This window comes from Shewanella dokdonensis, from assembly GCF_018394335.1.
In the GTDB taxonomy this organism is placed as follows: Bacteria; Pseudomonadota; Gammaproteobacteria; order Enterobacterales; family Shewanellaceae; genus Shewanella; species Shewanella dokdonensis.
Genome location: NZ_CP074572.1, coordinates 2898434 through 2919991 on the forward strand (window position 1 = coordinate 2898434; position 21558 = coordinate 2919991).

At 47.8% G+C, this 21558-nt stretch carries 20 protein-coding genes, 1 other RNA gene and 2 pseudogenes; 16 read left to right on the forward strand and 7 right to left on the reverse strand.

What is annotated here, in order from left to right:
* The first annotated feature begins 41 nt into the window (after positions 1-41).
* The 4 genes from recJ to KHX94_RS13880 all read left to right on the forward strand — a co-directional run bounded on the left by recJ (position 42) and on the right by KHX94_RS13880 (position 2820).
* Positions 42-1772 (forward strand): single-stranded-DNA-specific exonuclease RecJ, encoded by a 1731-nt coding sequence (gene recJ, locus KHX94_RS13865; RefSeq protein WP_213681094.1) that lies wholly within the window; start codon positions 42-44, stop codon positions 1770-1772.
* A 199-nt stretch (positions 1773-1971) separates the two neighbouring features.
* Positions 1972-2343 carry a hypothetical protein gene (locus KHX94_RS13870; RefSeq protein WP_213681095.1) on the forward strand — a complete coding sequence of 124 codons (372 nt, stop codon included), beginning with the start codon at positions 1972-1974 and terminating at the stop codon, positions 2341-2343.
* A 16-nt stretch (positions 2344-2359) separates the two neighbouring features.
* Positions 2360-2512 carry a hypothetical protein gene (locus KHX94_RS13875; protein ID WP_213681096.1) on the forward strand — a complete coding sequence of 51 codons (153 nt, stop codon included), beginning with the start codon at positions 2360-2362 and terminating at the stop codon, positions 2510-2512.
* Positions 2509-2820, forward strand: coding sequence for a cupin domain-containing protein (locus tag KHX94_RS13880; protein WP_244859167.1), 312 nt, complete (start codon positions 2509-2511; stop codon positions 2818-2820). The genes KHX94_RS13875 and KHX94_RS13880 overlap by 4 nt, the downstream gene beginning before the upstream one ends.
* A gap of 78 nt (positions 2821-2898) precedes the next feature.
* On the opposite strand, the gene rpiA is transcribed toward KHX94_RS13880, so the two are convergent.
* A complete protein-coding gene (gene rpiA, locus KHX94_RS13885; RefSeq protein ID WP_213681097.1) occupies positions 2899-3555 on the reverse strand; it encodes a ribose-5-phosphate isomerase RpiA in 657 nt (218 codons plus the stop codon).
* A gap of 167 nt (positions 3556-3722) precedes the next feature.
* Between rpiA and KHX94_RS13890 the strand changes: the two are divergent.
* Positions 3723-4672: pseudogene (locus KHX94_RS13890) on the forward strand (DUF808 domain-containing protein).
* Between the two features lie 59 nt (positions 4673-4731).
* On the opposite strand, the pseudogene sodC reads toward KHX94_RS13890, so the two are convergent.
* From sodC to KHX94_RS13910, 4 genes and pseudogenes are all read right to left on the reverse strand, one after another.
* Positions 4732-5198 (reverse strand): annotated as a pseudogene (gene sodC / locus KHX94_RS13895) (superoxide dismutase [Cu-Zn] SodC).
* Positions 5199-5354: 156 nt separating this feature from the next.
* Positions 5355-6029: a 5-formyltetrahydrofolate cyclo-ligase gene (locus KHX94_RS13900; RefSeq protein ID WP_213681098.1), complete on the reverse strand. Its 675-nt coding sequence runs from the start codon at positions 6027-6029 to the stop codon at positions 5355-5357.
* Positions 6030-6045: 16 nt separating this feature from the next.
* Positions 6046-6227, reverse strand: a non-coding RNA gene (gene ssrS / locus KHX94_RS13905) — 6S RNA.
* A gap of 31 nt (positions 6228-6258) precedes the next feature.
* Positions 6259-6567 carry a cell division protein ZapA gene (locus KHX94_RS13910; RefSeq protein ID WP_213681099.1) on the reverse strand — a complete coding sequence of 103 codons (309 nt, stop codon included), beginning with the start codon at positions 6565-6567 and terminating at the stop codon, positions 6259-6261.
* 226 nt (positions 6568-6793) lie between these two features.
* Here KHX94_RS13910 and KHX94_RS13915 point away from each other — a divergent pair, with 226 nt between their 5' ends.
* The 9 genes from KHX94_RS13915 to KHX94_RS13955 all read left to right on the forward strand — a co-directional run bounded on the left by KHX94_RS13915 (position 6794) and on the right by KHX94_RS13955 (position 17478).
* On the forward strand, positions 6794-7369 hold the full coding sequence (locus KHX94_RS13915; protein WP_213681100.1) for a UPF0149 family protein: 576 nt from the start codon (positions 6794-6796) through the stop codon (positions 7367-7369).
* Positions 7370-7401: 32 nt separating this feature from the next.
* Complete coding sequence (gene ubiH, locus KHX94_RS13920) at positions 7402-8646, forward strand: 2-octaprenyl-6-methoxyphenyl hydroxylase (RefSeq protein ID WP_213681101.1); 1245 nt, start codon at positions 7402-7404, stop codon at positions 8644-8646.
* The gene (locus tag KHX94_RS13925; protein ID WP_213683448.1) at positions 8646-9869 is read left to right on the forward strand and encodes an FAD-dependent monooxygenase; all 1224 of its coding nucleotides are present in this window, start codon (positions 8646-8648) and stop codon (positions 9867-9869) included. Before ubiH ends, KHX94_RS13925 begins: the two co-directional genes overlap by 1 nt.
* Positions 9870-10110: 241 nt before the next feature.
* On the forward strand, positions 10111-11205 hold the full coding sequence (gene gcvT / locus KHX94_RS13930) for a glycine cleavage system aminomethyltransferase GcvT (RefSeq protein ID WP_213681102.1): 1095 nt from the start codon (positions 10111-10113) through the stop codon (positions 11203-11205).
* Positions 11206-11228: 23 nt separating this feature from the next.
* Positions 11229-11618 carry a glycine cleavage system protein GcvH gene (gcvH, locus tag KHX94_RS13935; RefSeq protein WP_213681103.1) on the forward strand — a complete coding sequence of 130 codons (390 nt, stop codon included), beginning with the start codon at positions 11229-11231 and terminating at the stop codon, positions 11616-11618.
* 108 nt (positions 11619-11726) lie between these two features.
* Positions 11727-14615, forward strand: coding sequence for an aminomethyl-transferring glycine dehydrogenase (gene gcvP, locus KHX94_RS13940; RefSeq protein WP_213681104.1), 2889 nt, complete (start codon positions 11727-11729; stop codon positions 14613-14615).
* 254 nt (positions 14616-14869) lie between these two features.
* A complete protein-coding gene (locus KHX94_RS13945) occupies positions 14870-15355 on the forward strand; it encodes a hypothetical protein (RefSeq protein WP_213681105.1) in 486 nt (161 codons plus the stop codon).
* An 8-nt stretch (positions 15356-15363) separates the two neighbouring features.
* A complete protein-coding gene (locus tag KHX94_RS13950; RefSeq protein ID WP_213681106.1) occupies positions 15364-15597 on the forward strand; it encodes a hypothetical protein in 234 nt (77 codons plus the stop codon).
* A 276-nt stretch (positions 15598-15873) separates the two neighbouring features.
* Positions 15874-17478 carry a hypothetical protein gene (locus tag KHX94_RS13955; protein ID WP_213681107.1) on the forward strand — a complete coding sequence of 535 codons (1605 nt, stop codon included), beginning with the start codon at positions 15874-15876 and terminating at the stop codon, positions 17476-17478.
* Between the two features lie 404 nt (positions 17479-17882).
* Here the strand turns inward: KHX94_RS13955 and KHX94_RS13960 are convergent, their stop codons facing one another.
* Entirely contained in the window at positions 17883-19379 is a 1497-nt protein-coding gene (locus tag KHX94_RS13960; RefSeq protein ID WP_244859168.1) for a phospholipase D family protein, read from the reverse strand.
* Between the two features lie 459 nt (positions 19380-19838).
* Here KHX94_RS13960 and KHX94_RS13965 point away from each other — a divergent pair, with 459 nt between their 5' ends.
* Entirely contained in the window at positions 19839-20240 is a 402-nt protein-coding gene (locus tag KHX94_RS13965; protein ID WP_213681109.1) for a glutaredoxin family protein, read from the forward strand.
* 26 nt (positions 20241-20266) lie between these two features.
* A complete protein-coding gene (locus tag KHX94_RS13970) occupies positions 20267-20464 on the forward strand; it encodes a hypothetical protein (RefSeq protein ID WP_213681110.1) in 198 nt (65 codons plus the stop codon).
* Positions 20465-20676: 212 nt separating this feature from the next.
* Here KHX94_RS13970 and bla read toward each other — a convergent pair whose 3' ends face one another.
* A complete protein-coding gene (gene bla / locus KHX94_RS13975; RefSeq protein WP_213681111.1) occupies positions 20677-21558 on the reverse strand; it encodes a class A beta-lactamase in 882 nt (293 codons plus the stop codon).

Genomic DNA, 21558 nt, shown 5'->3' on the forward strand with positions numbered 1-21558 from the left:
TGCTATCTTGCCTACAGCATTTGTAAGCCAATGAAATCGCCTTGAACCAGAAAATTGTGCGCCGTCCCCATGTGGATGACAGTCATTTACCCGCCTATTTGCCGCCACTTTTGAAACAGATTTACGCGAGTCGCGGTCTTTGTTCCGAGGATTGCGAACTGCTGCTGTCTCGGCTGTTACGGCCAGAGACCATGCTGGGATTAACCCATGCGGCGCAACTGTTGGCTGATGCCCTGATACAACAACAGCGGATTGTGATTGTGGGGGATTTTGATGCTGATGGTGCCACGTCCACCAGTGTCTGCCTGTTGGCATTAAGGGCGATGGGGGCTCGCCACTGTGATTTTCTGATCCCCAACCGGTTTGATTATGGTTATGGACTCAGCCCCGAGATAGTTGCCGTTGCTGCGGCGCAAGCGGCTGAAGTGCTGGTCACCGTAGATAACGGTATCTCCTCTATTGAAGGTGTCGCTGCGGCTAAAGCGGCGGGTATGACGGTGATCATTACTGACCATCATCTGCCGGGGCAGCAACTGCCGGTCGCCGATGCCATCGTTAATCCCAATCAGCCGGGGTGCCAATTTGCGTCGAAATCCATCGCGGGCGTTGGCGTCGCATTTTATCTGATGACAGCGTTACGGGCTGAATTACGTGGCCGGGGGTATTTTGCCAGCCACGGCATAGAGATGCCTAACCTTGGGCAATTGCTGGATTTAGTGGCCTTGGGCACGGTAGCTGATGTGGTCGCTTTGGATACCAACAACCGGATTATGGTAGAAGCAGGGATTAAACGGGTACGGAGCGGGCAGTGTCGTCCGGGGATTACCGCCCTGCTGGAAGTGGCCCGGCGCGAACCGCAACGGCTGGTTGCGGCAGATTTTGGTTTTGCCGTGGGGCCACGGCTTAATGCCGCAGGTCGACTGGATGATATGGCCTTAGGTGTGGCCACTTTACTGTGTGATGAGCTTTACCAAGCCCGGCGGATGGCGGCAGAACTGGATGGTCTGAACAGTGAGCGCCGTGAGCTGGAAGCCGGAATGCAGCAAGAGGCGTTGAAGTTCCTTCGCGCGATGGATTTTGCTGAGCAGCAACTGCCGTGGGGCATCGCTTTATATCAGCCAGATTGGCATCAGGGCGTAATTGGTATTCTGGCATCGCGTATCAAAGATCGTTACCACCGTCCGGTGATTGCCTTTGCTGAAGCCTCTGACAGCGAGATCAAAGGTTCAGCGCGTTCCATCAGCGGGTTACACATGCGTGACTTGCTGGAACTGATCAACAGCCGTCATCCGGGGATGATCATCAAATTTGGCGGACACGCTATGGCGGCCGGGCTCACTTTAGCCAAAGCAGCATTCAGCGACTTTGCGCGGGCTTTTGACGACACGGTACGCGAGCTGTTAGCGGAAGAAGACCTGCAAGGGCAACTGTGGTCAGACGGTGAACTGGCAACCGAATATTTCACCTTGGATACCGCCCAGCTATTGCGTGATGCTGGGCCTTGGGGCCAAGCGTTTCCCGAACCAAGTTTTGATGGCACATTTCGAATACTGCAACAGCGACTGGTGGGTGAGAAACATCTGAAATTAGTCTTAGAAACCGAGTGCGGCACAGTGATGGCGGATGCGATTGCTTTCAATGTTGATTTAAACATCTGGCCAGATGCTAGCATTGAGCGCGTTAGATTGTTGTACAAGCTGGACGTCAATGAATTTCGCGGCAACAGCAGCTTGCAATTGTTAGTGGAGCAATTGGAACCGCTTAAAAGTTAATCAAGATCAAAAAAGCGCGTTTTTTCGGGGTTATAACCGAACTCAGACCACAATTTTCATCAATAATTCCTCACAGAATAGAAAAGATGTAAATAATTTGTTTACGTCTTTACAACACTCACAAGATCCTGTGTATTGTCTCAGGGGCGAGTTGACCGTGCGATCCTGCGGTGGATCGGTGCGAGGAGATGAAAGTTAAATGAAGTATTTGTTTGTGGTATTACTGTTGTTATCTGGCTGTTCTGCCGTACCCTTGTCAACACTGACGCATTTTGCCACTTTTGACGAGCAGGACTTTGCTGCATTGGATCCCGGGCAGATCCGCGCGCGGTTGGTGGTGGATGATTTTGTTAAACTCAAGGACATTACCTTGAAGGCGCAAATTAACGCCAGCGAAGGTGTGCAGCAGTTAGAATTCCCACTAAAACTGATTTCCAAAGAGATCCTGCCGGTACGTAAAAGCTGGATTTTTACCACACAGGTGCGTGCCCGCTACCAGTATGAGCTGTCTCCTCAGGCCCAGCAGAATTTTGTCAAGTTGCAGGGCGCTGCTGAAAGGGCAAAAATATAACTGCGATGTCAACGTAGTGTTTGATAAACATACGCCGCCGCAGCCTTTCAAATACACAGTGAAGTTGATGCTGGATCCCGATAACGGCTATATCACCATGATTGATAATCGGGAGATGGATATCGGCAAAGCGGATTTAGCCGCGGGCAACTCAGAGATGTTACGTTGAATCTGTTTGCATCATTGCCAGCACAACTGATGGCTGAGCAATTTGATGAGCTGTTGTCGAGAGCCAACGTCCGGGTTGAACGTATTCTGTCTTACGGGCAAGTGACACCCGCTGAGCAGTGGTACGATCAAGTTGAACACGAATGGGTGTTGGTGCTACAAGGTGCGGGCCGTATCCAGTATCAAGATGGCAGCGAAGTTATTCTTAATGTGGGTGATAGTGTCGATATACCAGCGCATTGTCGGCATCGGGTTAGTTGGACGGCACCGCAGCAACTGACCATCTGGCTGGCGGTGTTTTATCGATAAATACGCGCCAACCATTATGCTCATCCAACAAAAACAGCCACATTTGTGGCTGTTTTGCTAATGAACAAGGCGCTGCACTTATTCTATGGTATTGACCCCAGTCTGGGTGCCGACCAGTACGGTATCGGCGCCACGGGCTGCAAACAGGCCAACGGTTACCACACCCACGATATTATTGATCTGTTTTTCCAGCGTTTTAGGATCAAGGATCTTCAGATTGTACACATCCAGGATCACGTTGCCGTTATCGGTGATAACACCTTCACGATATACCGGATCGCCACCCAGTTTCACCAGTTCTCGTGCCACGTAAGAACGTGCCATCGGGATCACTTCCACCGGTAATGGAAATGCGCCAAGAATATCCACCTGTTTGCTTTCATCGACGATACAAACAAACTTTTTGGCAACCGCTGCCACGATTTTTTCGCGGGTCAGCGCCGCACCACCACCTTTGATCATCTCTTTGTGATGATTGATCTCATCTGCACCGTCGACATAAACCGACAGTGAATCGACACTGTTCAGGTCAAATACCGGAATGCCGGCGGCCTTCAGGCGGGCAGCAGAGGCTTCTGAGCTCGATACCGCACCTTCAATGTCAGCCTTGATAGTGGCCAGCGCATCAATGAAATGGTTAACGGTGGAACCGGTACCTACACCCACAATACTGTCGGATTCTACATATTTCAGGGCAGCCCAGCCGACCGCTTTTTTCAGTTCATCTTGGGTCATGTTTGCAATCCATTAGAGAAGGAAATTCGCTGCCGCCATTATAAACTGTCCGGGCACAGATTGCGGCAGCTTTTACCGATAAATGTGGATTTATACTGCGCGGATCTTGGCGCTTGGGTAACATGAGCCAAGATTGCATAAAACTGAATAATAACGGGGAGTTTTTAATGGCAGGAGCAAGTCTGCTGATGTTGCTGGATGATATTGCTACCCTTCTGGACGATGTGGCCGTGATGAGTAAAGTGGCTGCCAAGAAAACCGCCGGGATGCTGAGTGATGACTTAGCGCTGAACGCACAACAGGTGACCGGCTTTAGCGCTGACCGCGAATTACCCGTGGTATGGGCTGTGGCCAAAGGTTCATTGCGTAATAAAGCGATTTTGGTGCCTGCGGCATTGTTGATCAGCGCGGAGGTGCCTTGGTTAATTTTGCCGTTGTTGATGTTAGGGGGCTTATTTCTGAGCTTCGAGGGGTTTGAAAAGGTCTGGCATAAGTTGACGCACCCCACAGAAAACAGTGCTGACGAAGCAGCCAAAGCCGAAAAGGCTCTGGAACAAGTGAAAGATCTGCAAGCGTGGGAAGCGCGAAAAGTAACAGGTGCCATCAGGACTGATTTTGTCCTGTCGGCGGAGATCATTGTACTGACGCTCGGCATTGTGGCCGACCAAGTGTTTTTACCCAATTGGCAACGCTGGTGATTATTGCCGTGGTGATGACAGCCGGAGTCTATGGCGTCGTTGCTGCCATTGTGAAGCTGGATGACGTTGGGCTTTATCTCAGTCGCCGTAAAGGGCATTCGGTTTTGATGTCGTTGTTGCGACGTTTGGGATTGACGTTAGTGAGCGCGGCACCCAAGCTGATGAAGTTTCTGACGGTGATTGGCACTATTGCCATGTTTCTGGTCGGCGGCGGTATCCTGGCTCACGGCATTGCACCATTGGCGGCATTGGAACATCACCTAACAGACGCCGTAGCCGCAGTGGCTACCTATGGCGGGCTGTTATCCCATCTATTGCCATTACTGCTGCAAATTATCTATGGCCTGATAGCCGGAGCTTTAGTGTTAATCGTGATGACAGTGCTGGGCGGGTTACGCGCCAAATTTAGCGCTAAATAACTTGTCAGATTTTGGCTAACAAACGCTGCCGTAGCAGCGTTTGTTATGAACGGTCAAATTTACTCGATGACACCACACGCCATGCGAGCACCACCACCACCCAATGGTTTTGGATTGTCGGAGAAATTATCACCGCCAGCATGGATCATCAGTGCATGCCCTTTGACATCGGCCACTTTCAATCGGGGCGCTAATACAGGCACTGTGGCATTGCCATCTTCAGTGACGACTAACGGTGGCAGATCACCTTTGTGATTGCCATCGGTCCATGGGTAACCATGTTTCCCAGTTTTATCGGGATCAAAGTGGCCGCCAGCCGCACCACCCAGCACGGTTTTGCCATCTTTAGTTGAAGCATCACAGCTGCCATTGGCATGAATATGGAAGCCATGTACCCCGGGGTCAGCTCATGCAGATTGGGTGTCAGTACCAGCCCATAGGCAGAATCGCTCAAGGTCACGGTACCCACAGGAGTATTACCTTTATCGGAGAGCAGGGACACACTGACTTCTGCCTCCGCGGCCATGGTCGCAGTAGAACACAGCAGTGATGCCAAACCGAGGGTAACAATTGATTTTCTGATCATATAAACCTCTCCATTGGTTAACGATGTAATCACAGTGAAATAATACGTAAAAGTGTGATCTATGACACCTTTTCAGCTTATCCTTAAATAACAGGTTCAGCAATCAACCAAAAGTGGAGTGCGGTTATCCAGTAGGCGGGTCGGCGTAACAATGATTGGTAATTGTTGATCCCAAGGTGCTAATGGTAGCGTTGCAACTTGCTGACAATCGTGCGCATAACCCACGGCCAATGCTTGCAGCTGTGGATTGGCTAAGGTGCGGTCATAGTAGCCACCGCCCATGCCTATACGATTGCCCTTGCTATCAAAGGCAACTAACGGCGTGAGTAGCAGCTCCAGTTGTGACGGTAACAGGAGTTGCCGTACATCCAAGCGGGGTTCTGGAATACCAAAACGGTTGCGGAACATTGGGGTGTCAGCTTGATAACGCAGAAACAGCAAATTACCAGGAGAGAAAGGATGCAGCACTGGCAGATAGGTTTGAATCTGGCGTTGCCACAGCGCGGTAAATAATGCGCTGGTATCCAGTTCGCCATCACAGCTGAAATACAGCGACATGGTACTGACGGCTCGTCCACTCAGCGCCAGTTCATCCAGCAACTGCAACAACCGCTGCTGTGCTTGTGCGGCCGCCTGTTGCTGAAACTCATGGCTCAGCGCGCGCCGTTGTTTGCGGATATTACGCCGGAGTTGCAGACACGCCTCATCACGCTCAGGCCATAAATCCTGATGTTGGGCATGATGGCTGATGGCCGTAGGCAAAGAAGTCATAGGCGCTGTAGTTAGGATGCTCCCCGGCGATGCCGGTGTCGGTGTAAGCCCTTGAACCTAACAGTTCAAGGCGGGCTGCTGGTTACCTCCTAAGGCTTCTCGGTCAAGCCGAGCATGCGCAATGTCAGTAAGAAAGTAGCCCTTTTTCAAAAATATCGGCACAGGGACATTACCGACTATCGTACACCCCAGGGAGCAAATTCGGTTGGGGTTAACCCTTAATCTCAGTTTAGTCTTCTCTGTGGCTGCGCTCAACTAGCGCTTGCTCCAGAGTGTGTTGTAACAAACGGATACGGTCATCCATCTGCTGCATATAATCCTGATTTTTACGCTGCTCAACATAGAGTTCATGACCAATATTGAGCGCCGCCATCAACACCATATCTTCACGGCTAAGGTTAGGTGTGCGGGCTTTAATCTGTTCCAGTTGCTGCTCTAATTGTCGGGCAACACTCTGCAAGGCCTGCTCTTGTCCTTTCGGACAGGCAATCGAGTATGTGCGCCCCATTAGGGTGATATCTACGGCACAGTTACTCATTGTTGCGGGGCTTTCCTTTTGTCAGGCTCTTGGGGCGGACTATATAAGCCTCGCTGCTAAAGTGCAAGTTGCCTGGGCTCAGTTTGTCACTGTTGCCGCGTGATTGCCGATTCCCTGAGCAGTCGCTGAGAATCATGCTAATAACCGCAGTTTTCCTTGCTGCCCTTGGTGCAAAGTCACAGTTCTGATAGCATGGCAAGGTATTTACCTATTGGACAATTTGGTTATGGCAACTCCTCCTTCACTACGCATTGACAATCTCCAGTCAGCACTGGATAACGCCGAAATCGGCCAGCATCCGGTAGAGGTGCATGGGGCGCTGGTAGGTATCATCTGTGGCGGCGCGGTAAAGTCGCAGGACTGGCATCAACCATTGCTGGAATTAATGAATGACGGGCAACCGTTGCCCCAGGATTTGGCTGGACTGATCCAAGAGTTGGCGCAAGATACCGTTAATCGCTTGCAAGATGCTGAATTTGGCTTTGCCCTGCTGTTACCAGAAGAGGAAGAAGCCTTAGCAACGCGTTTGGAAGCCTTGTCTTTGTGGACCCAGAGTTTTCTGACCGGAATCGCCATCGCGCAGCCGGGACTGAATCAGGCATCAGAAGATGTGCGCGAAGTGATCAAGGATCTGGCAGAGATCACTCAGGTCGATCTTAATGTCACTGAAGACGATGAGTGTGAGCAGGCATTCCAGGAGTTGCTGGAGTTTGTGCGTATGTCCGCTATTTTGTGTTATTCCGAATTTGTACTGCATCAACAAACAGATACCGAGTCTCAGGAGCAGGGCATACTGCATTAATACTGGTCGCTTGTGCGGCCCAGTGAGGATGAATGAATCCGCAATCCACTGACGTTGATATTGCCATTGTTGGCGGCGCTATGGTGGGCGCTTCGCTGGCACTGGCGTTGGATAATCTTGGCCGTCAGCTACAACGACCATTAAAACTGGCACTGATTGAACGCCATCAACCCGGCACTGGCGAGTCTGGATTTGATGCCCGCGCCATTGCGGTGGCACATGGCTCGCGTCATACCCTGCAACAACTGGGGATCTGGCCGAAACTGGCACATCTTGCTACCCCAATTCATGATATCCACGTGTCTGATCGTGGTCATTTCGGCATGACCGAAATCAACTGCCGCAGTTTTAACCTCGATGCCTTAGGCGCAGTGGTAGAGCTGGAACGGGTGGGGCAAACGCTATTTGCTGCGTTGGCAAAAACAGATATTGCGGTTTTTTGTCCTGCGGAACTCACTAGCATCGCTAGCGAAACACAAGGGCATATCCTGACCTTGAGCGATGGTCAGCAACTGCGCTGTAAATTGCTGGTGGCTGCCGATGGCGCTAATTCCAAGGTACGGCAACTGCAACAACAGCCGCAGCAAATCAGTGCGTTTGGCCAGAGTGCCATCATTGCCAATGTTGCCAGCAAGCGTCCACATCAGGGCATGGCCTGGGAACGTTTTACCGAACACGGCCCGATTGCACTATTGCCGATGGCCGATAGTAATGGTCAGCCGCGACTGTCTCTAGTGTGGGCTATGCCGGAACAGGCGGTGGCGGAGCGCTTGGCATTAGCCGATAACGACTTTCTTGACGCATTACAGCAGGCTTTTGGCAATCGCGCCGGACAGTTTACTGCCGTTGGCAGCCGTCATAGCTATCCGCTGGCATTAAGTTATATGCCGCGGCCAGCGTTTCATCGCACCTTGTATGTTGGTAATGCGGCGCAGACGCTGCATCCCATTGCGGGTCAGGGTTTTAACTTAGGACTCAGAGATATCAGCGGCTTGCTGGCGGTGCTGGCGCCCGTGCTGCAACAGGGCGGTGATGTGGGGGCGGTGACAGTGATCCATCAATATCTGGCCTGTCGTGAAAATGATCGGCGGCAGACCATTAACAGTATTGAATTTCTGGTACGTGGTTTTTCCAACCAGTACTGGCCGTTAGTGGCTGGTCGTAATCTCGGTTTGCGGTTGTTATCTTGGTTGCCGCCATTAAAGGTTCCCGTGGCACATCGGGCGATGGGTTGGCACGGCCGCGAAGCCTGTATTGCCTCAGCAAGGAGTCGATGATGTTTAAATCGCAAAGCTATGATGTGGCCATTGTGGGTGGTGGCATGGTGGGGCTGGCGACCGCTTGTGGTTTGGCCGATGCCGGATTATCTGTATTAGTGATTGATGCCTCGGCAGCCACAGCCGTCAGCGGTGAACCTAAGCTGCGGGTCAGCGCTATCAACGCGGCTAGCCGCACGTTATTAGAGCATCTTGGCGCTTGGAGTTACCTGCCAACGGCGCGATTGGCACCCTATAGCAAGATAGCTGTGTGGGACAAGGATGGCATGGGCAGTATTCAGTTTGATGCTGAACAGTTAAGTGCCGATAGTCTCGGTGCCATTATCGAGAATGATGCTATCCATTATGCTTTGGCACAGCGCGCCGCTGAGCTAGACAGTCTGACACTGCTGGAAAATACGCGCCTGCAACGGTTGGCGTTTGGCGAGCGCGAAGCCTGGTTGACGTTAGAAAATGGCGACAATCTGTCAGCGACACTGGTGGTTGCCGCCGATGGTGCCAATTCCTGGGTGCGGCAGCAATGTCAGATCCCGCTGACGTTCTGGGATTATGATCACCACGCCATAGTGGCCACTATCCGCACCCAGTTACCGCATGGCAATTGTGCCCGTCAGGTATTTTCAGCCGCAGGCCCGCTGGCATTTCTGCCGTTATATGATGCGCATTTGTGCTCTATCGTTTGGTCACTGCCGCCGGAGCAGGTCAATGAACTACTGGCGTTAACACCACCGCAGTTCAGCCAACAGCTAACGGCCGCATTTGATGGCAAACTGGGGTTATGTGAACTGGTTAGTGAACGTCAGAGTTTTCCGCTACGGATGCGTTATGCCCGCCATTTCGCCCGGCATCGATTGCTGCTGGCGGGAGATGCCGCGCATACCATTCACCCGCTGGCCGGACAGGGCGTGAATCTGGGCTTTTTGGATGCGGCGGCGATTATCGACACAGTCGCCAAATTGCACGATGCAGGTAAAGATATCGGCGCCTATGAAAACCTACGATCACTGGAGCGCTGGCGTAAAGCCGATGCGATGCAGATGATTGGTGCGATGGAAGGCCTGAAGCAGTTGTTCAGTGGTAGTCATCCGCTGAAAAAAGCGTTACGCGATATCGGCCTCAATCTGGTGAATAATACTGCTCCTGTGAAAACAGTGTTCATGCAACAGGCCATGGGACAAAAATTCAACTTACCGCCGCTGTGTCGCGTCGATCAAGAGAGTTGAATAAATTTCAGTAACCCCTTAAAAACAGCCCGGAAAATCACAGTTTCCGGGCTGTTTTCGTTTATAACCGCGCATCTAGGTGAATTATATTCAGGCTATTGATTAAAAAAACTAATCCGAAACTTTCGGATTAGAAATTTCCCATGTATACATCTTTATCACGCAAGGTATACTTTTCCAGCACTTCAAACCGATGTCAGGTGTGCTAAATACCTGAAGGCCCCGACAGAAAGGGATAACAATGGCTAATAAAACTGTACTCTTTAACAAGCATCTTGAAAGCAATGCCAAGATGGTTGATTTTCACGGTTGGGACATGCCTCTGCATTATGGTTCCCAGATTGAGGAACACCACGCTGTCCGTAATGACGCCGGTATGTTCGATGTTTCCCACATGACAGTGGTAGACGTAACTGGCAATGGTGCCCGTGACTTTTTGCGTTATTTGCTGGCCAATGATGTGGCCAAACTGCAACAGCCTGGTAAAGCCTTGTACAGCGGCATGCTGAACCAACAGGCCGGGGTGATTGATGACCTGATCACTTATTACCTGAGCGACACCTATTATCGGGTGGTGGTGAACTCCGCTACTCGTGAAAAAGACCTGGCATGGATCAATGCTCAGGCCAAAGCTTTTGCCGTTGCCATCACCGAACAGCCACAGTTGGCGATGATTGCCGTGCAGGGCCCGAATGCCAAGGCCAAAGCGGCCACGGTTTTCAGTGATGCCCAAAAAGCCGCCGTTGCTGGCATGAAACCTTTCTTTGGCGTACAGGCAGAGAACCTGTTTATTGCCACCACAGGTTACACCGGTGAAGCCGGTTACGAAATCATGGTGCCAGAAAACGAAGCCGCCGCACTGTGGCAAGCACTGAAAGATGCTGGCGTAGCACCTTGTGGTTTAGGCGCGCGTGATACTCTGCGTCTGGAAGCCGGGATGAATCTTTACGGTCAGGATATGGACGAAACCATCAATCCGCTGGCGGCCAATATGGGCTGGACCATTGCTTGGGAACCTGCCGACCGTGACTTTATCGGCCGCGCCGCGCTGACTGCCATTAAAGCGCAGGGCAGCGATAAATTAGTGGGTCTAGTGATGGAAGAAAAAGGCGTATTGCGCCACGACATGCCAGTATTCTTCACTGATGCGGCAGGTAACGAGCAGCAGGGCGTGATCACCAGTGGTTCCTTCTCGCCCACATTAGGCTATTCTATTGCCATGGCACGGGTTCCTGCATCAATCGGGGATTCGGCCGAGGTGGAAATGCGTAAAAAACGCGTAGCAGTTAAAGTGATTGCGCCCAGCTTTGTGCGCAACGGCAAACAAGCATTCTGAAACACGGGAAAGGAACAATAAGAATGAGCGATATTCCTAACGAATTACTGTACACATCTTCGCACGAGTGGGTACGCCAGGAAGCTGATGGCAGCTACACCATCGGTATCACTGAACACGCACAGGAACTGCTGGGCGACATGGTATTTGTAGAGCTGCCAGAAGTGGGCGATACCATTGATGCCGGTGATGATTGCGCCGTGGCTGAATCTGTAAAAGCCGCATCCGACATCTATGCGCCATTGTCTGGCGAAGTGATTGCGGTTAACGAAGCACTGGAAGACAGCCCTGAGCTGGTCAACAGTGATGCTTACGGTGATGGCTGGTTCTTCCGCATCAAGCCTTCCGATGCGTCTGAGCTGGACAACCTGCTGGACGCAGAAGCCTATCAGGCTGTCATCGACGAAGAATAATCGTTGCTGTCAACGAAGCCCTTTTAAGGGCTTCGTGCGCTTAAAAAGAGACCGATACAGCGCCGCCCTACGGCAACATATCGGCGATTACAGAAACTAAGGTTAATCATGACCAAGCAAACCCTCACTCAGCTAGAGCAGCACGATCTCTTTATCCGCCGCCATATTGGCTCCGATGAGACCCAGCAACAGCAGATGCTGGATTATGTCGGTGCCGAGTCTTTGGACGATTTGACCGCGCAGATAGTCCCAGGATCGATTCGTCTGAACCGGGAACTGGCACTGGATGACGCTTGTGGCGAAGCCGCCGGTACTGAGTCAATCAAGCTGATTGCTGCTAAGAACAAAGTGTTCAAAAGTTATATCGGTATGGGCTACTACGGTACTGAAGTGCCAGCGGTTATTCAGCGCAACGTGCTGGAAAACCCCGGTTGGTACACCGCTTACACACCGTATCAACCCGAAATTGCCCAAGGCCGTTTGGAAGCCATTCTTAACTTCCAGCAACTGTCGATGGATTTGACCGGTTTGGATCTGGCCTCCGCCTCACTGCTGGATGAAGCCACCGCCGCTGCCGAAGCTATGGCCATGGCTAAGCGTATTTCCAAAGCCAAAAAAGCCAATATCTTTTATGTGGCGGATGATGTATTCCCACAAACACTCGACGTGGTGAAAACCCGTGCCGAATGTTTTGGTTTTGAGGTGCTGGTCGGCCCGGCTGACGAAGCCGTTAACCACGAAATTTTTGGCGCGCTGTTCCAGTACAGCAATAAGCAGGGCGCTATCCGTGATTACACCTCACTGTTTGCCCAACTGCACCAACAGAAAGCCGTTGTTGCCGTCGCTGCTGACATCATGTCGCTGGTGCTGTTGAAGTCTCCTGGCAGCATGGGCGCAGATATCGCCTTTGGTAACACCCAGCGCTTTGGTGTGCCTATGGGTTACGGTGGCCCACACGCGGCGTATTTCGTCACTAAAGACGAACATAAACGCTCTATGCCTGGCCGCATCATTGGCGTATCTAAAGATACCCGCGGTAACGTGGCACTGCGTATGGCAATGCAGACCCGTGAACAGCATATCCGCCGTGAAAAAGCTAACTCCAATATCTGTACGGCGCAGATCCTGCTGGCCAACATGGCATCTTTCTACGCCGTGTACCATGGCCCCGATGGTCTGAAAACCATCGCTAATCGCATTCATCGGCTGACCGATATTTTGGCTGCCGGACTGCAAGCCAAAGGCGTAACACTGCTAAATAGCACTTGGTTCGATACCTTAACATTCAAGGTGGCAGACAAAGACGCGGTTATCGCCCGCGCGCTGGCGGCACAAAGCAACCTGCGTATTGATGCCGATGGTGCCCTGGGTGTGAGCCTGGATGAAACCACCACTCGCGCCGATGTTGCTACGCTGTTTGATATCATCCTCGGTACTGGTCACGGGCTGGATATCACCGCGCTGGATACCGCAATTGTGGCGACGGGCAGCAATTCGATTCCTGCTGCACTACTGCGTGATGACGCCATCCTTACCCATCCGGTGTTTAACCGCTATCACAGCGAAACCGAGATGATGCGTTACATCAAGCACCTGGAAAACAAAGATCTGGCGCTGAACCATTCAATGATTTCCCTCGGTTCTTGCACCATGAAGCTCAACGCCGCGGTGGAAATGCAACCGATCAGCTGGCCAGAATTTGCTAATCTGCATCCATTCTGCCCACAGGTTCAGGCTGAAGGTTATCACGAGCTGGTACAGAACCTGAGTGACTGGCTGGTGGAAATCACCGGTTACGATGCCGTATGTATGCAGCCAAACTCTGGCGCCCAAGGCGAGTACTCTGGCTTGCTGGCAATTCGTCGATACCATCAATCCCGTGGTGAAGCACACCGTAACGTGTGTCTGATCCCGCAGTCTGCCCACGGCACTAACCCCGCATCCGCTCACATGGCGGGCATGCAGGTGGTAGTGGTGGAGTGTGACAAGCAGGGTAACGTGGACATGGACGACCTTCGTGCCAAGGCGAGTGATATGGCCGCCAATCTGTCCTGCATCATGATCACTTACCCTTCAACGCACGGTGTGTATGAAGAAACCATCCGCGATATCTGCCAAGTGATCCATCAGCACGGTGGTCAGGTGTATCTCGACGGTGCCAACATGAACGCGCAGGTGGGCATTACCTCACCCGGATTTATCGGCGCTGACGTGTCACACCTCAACCTGCATAAAACCTTTGCTATCCCGCACGGCGGTGGCGGCCCAGGCATGGGCCCTATCGGTGTCAAAGCACATCTGGCACCGTTCGTTGCTGGTCACAGCGTGGTAAAACTGGGTAAAGCCTGTGATAACAATGGCGCGGTTGCGGCGGCGCAGTACGGTAGCGCTGGCATCCTGCCCATCAGTTGGATGTACATCAAACTGCTGGGCGCCAAAGGACTGCGGTTATCCACTCAGAATGCCATGCTCAACGCTAACTATCTGGCGAAGAAGCTGTCTGAGCACTATCCCGTATTGTACCGTGGCCGTAACGACCGCGTGGCACACGAATGTATCATCGATTTGCGTCCGCTCAAGGAAGCTTCCGGTGTCACTGAAATGGATATTGCTAAGCGCTTGAACGACTACGGTTTCCATGCGCCAACCATGAGCTTCCCAGTCGCGGGTACGCTGATGATTGAGCCAACTGAATCTGAATCAAAAGTGGAACTGGATCGCTTCATCGACGCCATGGTGTCTATCCGTAGCGAAATCGCTAAAGTTGCAGCCGGTGAATGGCCAGCGGACAATAACCCGCTGCACAACGCACCGCACACCATGGCTGACATCATGGACCCAGCGTTTGACGAACGGCCTTACAGTCGTGAATTGGCTGTGTTCCCATGCGATGCCGTGCGTGCCAACAAGTTCTGGCCGACCGTGAATCGTATCGATGACGTGTACGGCGACCGCAACCTGTTCTGTAGCTGTGTGCCGATGGAAGACTATAAGTAGCCTGTTCATGGCGACTTAGCCTTGCTAACATGGCGTTTGCATCGGCAGTCACGGCATTTAGCTTGGTTGCATAGATTGGATATTTTGAAGGCGAACCGAAAGGTTCGCCTTTTTTATCAATTGGCAAATATGTGATATAGATTGCGTTGCTGAATAGCTACAAAACAGAAATAAGGTTGAATAATTTTAATGTTAACATTAGTTTAAGCATAGATAATGATACAAGGTGTCATCTTGGATAATTGGAACTTGGTATGGTATATACTTTTACAAAAACAGAGAGAAATAATTTAAAAGCTTCAACCTTTGAGACTAAGTCTCTTTTGTTTTTGGCATCATCTAATAAGAAATACAAAGATATTAGCGTATTGACTATCGATTGTTTTAATGATGTGGCAGGTATGAGTGATACTGAAGAATTGTGGGATGTACAAGCTAAAGGAGAGAAGAATCTTACACCAATGAAAATTGGTAAATACTTAATTACTCTCTATGAAAATCACATGTCAGAATTCAGCGAGTTCTATAAGGAATTTATTTTCTTTATGCCTAAACTTGAAGAGAGATATTTGTTCGATTCCTCCTTGTCGAGTTACGGTTTTGATAATTTTAAGGATGAGTATCAGGATAAAATTACTCAAGGACTTTTGTCCGTTTGTTCTTCCAAACAGCATGTTATGGATGATTTTTTAAAAAAGTGCTTTTTGTTGAAGATAGAACAAATGAAAGCACATATATAAAAGGGATTATGAAATTTAAATCATCTAAATTAAATGATCAAAACTTTTACTCTGAAATGTTCAAAGAAATAAGGGATAAACAGACAGTTCTTAAGAATTCGTATATTGAAAATACCCAAGTGGCTAGACCGAAAGAAGTTCTAAAATTAGCTAGGCATTTAACTAGTCAGGATTTACAGGTTTTTGTTTTAAATAGGTTGGTTGGTGGTGATATTTTTTCAAAAGGAACTCAATCCCATTAAGTTATAGCTCCTTTGTTAATGGGCTAGATGATGAGGAAATTGAGGATCATATTTTTAAACAAAATGCATCTTTGAGCAAAGCTTTTTTTGATAAAAGTAATCAGAAAAATTTTTGGAAACTATTTGAAAGTATTTTTCTATCATTTTCTGAAGATTCACGGAAGAAAGTTTCTCAGGTAATTAATGAGTTAGATGAAAAATTAATTGAACGTACAGAGCACATGGATATGGATTCAACTAGGTTTCTAGTTGCAATAGTAAGGGATGGTTTGATAATTGAAAATTAAAAAGTTTGCATTCGGAAATGAAATTGAAGCGTTTATTGAAACAAGGCTTAGCGAACGCGTAAATATTATCTTTAGTGATGACAATAACAAAGGTAAGACATTGGTATTGCAAGGGATGATGTTTTCATTAGGGAATGAACCAATATTCCCTGCTGGATTTGATTATAAAGACTACTATTTTTATATTGAATTTATTCATGATGGGAATTTATTTAGGATATTAAGGAAAAATAATACATTCTCAATAATTAGTGAGAATGGTTTGAGTATTTTTGAATCCACATCTGAATTCAAATATTTTTTTGATGAAAATATTTATAAACTGCCAGAAATTGTTCATAGAGAATTACCAAAGTTAGTTGACTTAAGTCTTTTCATACAAATGTTTTTTGTCGGTCAGGATAAGCGGGATACTTCTAGTATTTTTAATAGTGGGTATTATAACAAATCAGACTTCATAGATATGTTATTTTCTTTGAAAGGGGTTTACGGCGGTGAATTATCTAATGAACAGATAACTGAACTTAAGGATAGATTGAAGCAGTTAAGAATAAGTGAGAGAAAACTTGTAAAAGAGATTGATCGTTTTAACATTAATAAAGCTGTTCTTGAAAATGTTAAAAAATCAGCAAGTTTTAAAGAGTTCCAAGAGCAAGAGAAATTCCTTAAAGAACTGCATGGAAGAATTTCAGAAATCAGAAAGAAGAGATATTCTGAAGTTTCTAGGTTGAATAACTATATTAATTTAGAGTTGGAACTTAACTCTCTGAATCGAGCCATTTCTTTTGGGCGTGTTTCATGCGAGGATTGTGGTAGTGAGAATATTACATATAAGTCAAAAGATATCACTTTTGATATCAGCAATTTAGAGGTTAGGAAATCCATTCTAAAATCTCTGAAAGGAACTATAGATTATAAAAAGGAAGCTATTTCTAGAATAGATTATGATTTGTCAAGTTTACAAGAAAAAATGTCGGATAATTTAGGTAAGGTCTCTCCTACATTAAGAGATGTTATTTTGTTTAGAGATGAGCTTAATGGTACTGGGAAGTTAGATAAAGAACTTCAAGAAAAACAGAGGGAAATAGAGTTAGTTACTAGGCAGATAAATGAATCAAATGTCAAAAAAGAAGGGGTTTCAGAAAAGCAAAGAAAACTAATTGATGAAATAGTTAAAGTAATGAATAAAATTTATAGAGTGATTGATGAGGATGGTTTGCAAACATTTCATGATTTGTTTACCAAAAGATCAGTTAATTATTCTGGTAGTGAAGAGCAAGAGTTCTATTTTTCAAGGGTTTACGCATTGCTTTTAGTTATGAAACACGAGTTTCCAATAGTTATTGATTCATTTAGAGATCGTGAACTGTCTAGTCTAAAAGAAATGAAAATGATTGACGCTTTTGAGTCATTAGATAATCAGGTTATTATATCTGCGACTCTTAAAAAAGAAGAATATACGAGTGACAAATATGAAACGCATGGAGCCATTACAGCCATTGATTATAGTGCCAATGCTAATGGTCGAATTCTATCTGATTCATTCAAGAATGACTTTGTAAGTATTTGCCGTGATTTTGGTGTGAGATTCTAGCGAATATTTGCATTGAGATCTTTACATGTGTTAGTACAGGTTTGAAAAGTCGCTAATTCGTGGCTGTTTTGAATTTGATAGCGAAATGAAGGAAGCGTAATGAGTAACGATTTACCGCAAGCGTTCAACGCGTTGCTCATTAAATCCGTGTTCTACTTACCCAAGGGCGCAAAAAGGCTGTGTAAGCAGTTAATAGCGCCATGATGCAAACCTACTGGGAAAATTTTCCGCCTTATTGTGGAAGATGAGCGGCACCGACAAGCTCGGGCGAAATACGCGCAGTTTTTATCTCATCTTCCCAATTGGGACGCAGTGCGTACCGAATTGGGCTGGTACAAATCAGCGGAAGCCGATGTTGATTTACTTTGCCTGCCGTTGCTATCTACCTCAGCCTAACCCCAAATCTACAAAATATTCTTCGGTACAATTCTGCGTAATTTCACTCCGATGCGCTTGGATAAACTCTCCTCGCTGTCGGGGTTAAAGTCTTTGGTGATCTGCCAGGCGTTGTCGGCTTCCATCTCTTTTAGCATGGAGGCTTTTACCTCTTGGGTGATCGCTGGCGAGTCGATCACTGTGATACTTTCAGTATTCAGGTTGGTGCTGCGCGGGTCAAAGTTGTAGGTGCCAATTACGGTGATGTGGTTATCAATGGTCATGGTTTTGGCATGCAGGCCGAATATCGGCACGGTTGGCGAGCGTTTGTACATGTGCTCCGACATCACCCTTTGCCTGATTTTGGCGTCCGGTCTGAATTCATACACTTCTACGCCGGTATCTAGCAATGCGGCTCGGTTGCGTTGATAACCGCTAAACGCTTCTAGGTTGTCGTTGGAGGCCAGACTGTTGGTGAGAATTTTAATGCTGATACCTTGCTTAACCAATTTACGCAGGAATGCTCGGTCGCTTTTGGTGGTAATCAAATAGGGCGTTTGAATCACTATGCTGTCGCTGGCGCTTTCAGCCAGTGCTACCAATTTATCGTGGGTGATGCTGCCGCCGCCGAGGAAATGGCTGCGATCGTTCTTGCCCGGCATGTCGGCCACATATTCCACGTTATTGATAAATAAAAACTTACCTTCATCTGCAAGCTGTTTGAAGGTGGCAGGTACGTCTTCAATCTCTGCCCTAATCTCTGGGCTGAAATTGGCGGGGTTGCAGGCGTAGGAATGTAGCCGTGAAAATTCGGGATTGGCTGGGGATGGCAGTTTATCGAACAGATCGGTGATAGAAACACTGAGCTTGCTTTGCCAATACTGCTCAAAAGAGTTTTCCACTGACTGAACCGCTTTACCGGCCAGAAAAACATCGCGGTCCCTAAAGTTATATTCGTGGTCGAAACCAAAATATTCATCGGCGATATTGCGGCCGCCGGTAATGGCGATTTGCTGATCAACCAGAAATACTTTGTTGTGCATCCGTTGGTTGATGCCGTGGAAATCGGTCAGCAGTGCGGTAACCTTTTGTACGATATTCTTACCCAAGTTGACGTTTGGGTTGTAGATTTTAATCTCAATATTCTTGTGGGCATCTAACATTAACAGCTCGTCGCCGCGTGCTTCCAACATGATGTCGTCCACCAACACCCGCACTTTTATGCCGCGCTCAGCCGCCCGTACTAAATAGTCGGTAGCTATCAAACCCACGTTATCGATTGAAAAGATAAAGTATTGTACGTCGATGCTTTTCTCCGCCCGCTCGGCTAGCCAAGCCCGCGACATCATCGCCTCTGTGCCTTGTTCCAAGACATAAACACCGGTCTTCTGCTGCATCTCAGTGGCATAGGGTGCGGTAAACTCAGAGAGCGTCTGAGTGGTGCTAGTTTGCTGCACTGCGCAATAATCACGATCGGATAACGGCACACTATCGGGCGCAGCAACACAGCCCGCAGTGAGCAGCAAGAGAGAACACAAAACTATATTGACACAGGTTTGCTTCGGCATAAGTTCGGATAGCAACGAAATATGTTGATGGTGGAATTGAGTAACATACGCGTTTGAGCAAACGATGTCACTGCTACGGTTAACGTGACGCACTATCGTGCCAAATCGAGTTATATTCAACAGCAACTGCCGGATGGGCTTTGGAATGTTGAAAATCAGGACAACCACAAAATTTTATGAGTGGTTCATAGGTTCGTTATGGCTGCTCCTATTGTCATTTAATCTTAAGTCAGAGAGGGAAACGTTTTCTCCTTCATAGTCTTATATGTATTGTTGTTACATTTATGGTGTAATTAATAGTGTAAATTATTTACAAAATGTTACAAACGTAAACTTGTGTCATAGCAAAACAGATGTGAAGTTAGAACGATTGTTTTTATTAATCTGTAAAGTTCAAATGCTAAGGACAGTAATAATATGAACACCAAATTAATAAAGGAATTTTTGCTATATTTTTTAATTCTAATTGCAGCTATATTTTCTGGTTATGGTGTAAAGCAAGCTTATGCTTGGTATAACACACCGAGCAAAGTTTTTGAGAAAAATACTGACGCCCATTTTTTAGGTACGGATAAAAAAATTGTTATATATACTACTCAATGGTGTCCGTATTGTAAGCAACTTAGAGCATATCTCAATCGTGAAAAGATTGCCTATGAAGACAGAGATATTGAAATTCATGATGAAAAAATAGATAGACTATATGCATCGATTAATAAGGAAGCAATACCAGTAATAGTACTTAAAGGAAAAGTTCTTATCGGGTTTGATGAAAAATTACTCGGCTCTGAATTAAATGAGTTATCACCTCAAAACTGAAGTAACTACAAAAAAGGAATTTTTATATGAATAGTAAATTAAAAGCTTTCTTAGTTATATTTGGCCTTACATTAGGTTTCGGTATTAATAACGCAATCTCAGCCCCAGATGCAGGTTCATGCGAAACATTAGGAAAAATCTGTGCTGAAGATCCTGACTCATCAGCCTGTGCTTTATATAATGGAATATGTCAGATCTGTAGGGTAGACCCAACAGCTTGCTGATAATTAGTAAGAAATGATATTTTAAAGTTAGTTTTAGACGTCTACGAGGTGATATAGTTTAAAACTAACTTTTCATTTTGTGTATTGTAATAATATGTACTAGCTTAGAGCAGATCTGGCAGTTTCCAATCATCGAGCAGCCAATAATGGCTAATGTCTGTTGCCAAGCAAGGCTGCTCGAGTTGCTATTTATACCCAATAAAACTCTATGATTATTTAAGCGGGAGCACGGCTTTAGTGGCTGCGGCCAGGATATCTTTTCTCGGGGTTGCGGTTTGCTGCCGCTGGGTGAAATAGACCACTAAGACTAATGGCGCGCGATTGTCGGGCCATAGCACTGCAATATCATTGGTGGTGCCATAACTGCCGCTACCGGTTTTGTCTGCAACCACCCAGTTGCTGGGTGTACCGGCTTTAATACTGGCGTTGCCGGTGGTATTGCCTTTCATCCACTGCACCAGTTGTGCTCGCTGTTCTTTTGCCAACACATCACCCAAGGTTAGCCGATATAGGCTGGTTGCCATTGCCTGCGGGGTGCTTGTATCCCGCTTATCATCGGGGATTGCCGTATTCAGCTCGGGCTCCATTCTGTTCAGCTGAAAATCCTTATCATCAATACTTCTGGCAAACTGAGTTACATTTGCTGGGCCACCCAGTTGCTGTAGCAGTTTGTTCATGGCGGTATTGTCGCTGTATTGCAATGCTGCGGCGCTGAGTTCGGCAATCGTCATAGTGCTACCCAGATGTTTCTCTGTTATTGGGCTGTAGCTGACAATATCGGTTGGTTGGATAAATATGGCCTGTTGCAATAGGGTCGGTTGTTGTTCATTGCGCTGCAATAGATTGGCAGCCACCATCACCTTACTGGTGCTGCACATCGGAAACCGCTCGGTGCCACGGTACTGATACAGCGTATGATCTTTGGTGTCTAACAATGCAACGCCTAAGCGCCCGTTGCTATTTTGCTCGATAGTCGCCAACTGTTGTGCAAGAGGTGCAGGGAAGGGCATTGTTTTACCCCAAGCGGGGAAGTGATACCCTATGCCAAGAAGCAACGAGGCTAAAAAATATTTATTGATCAATCTACTATCCAT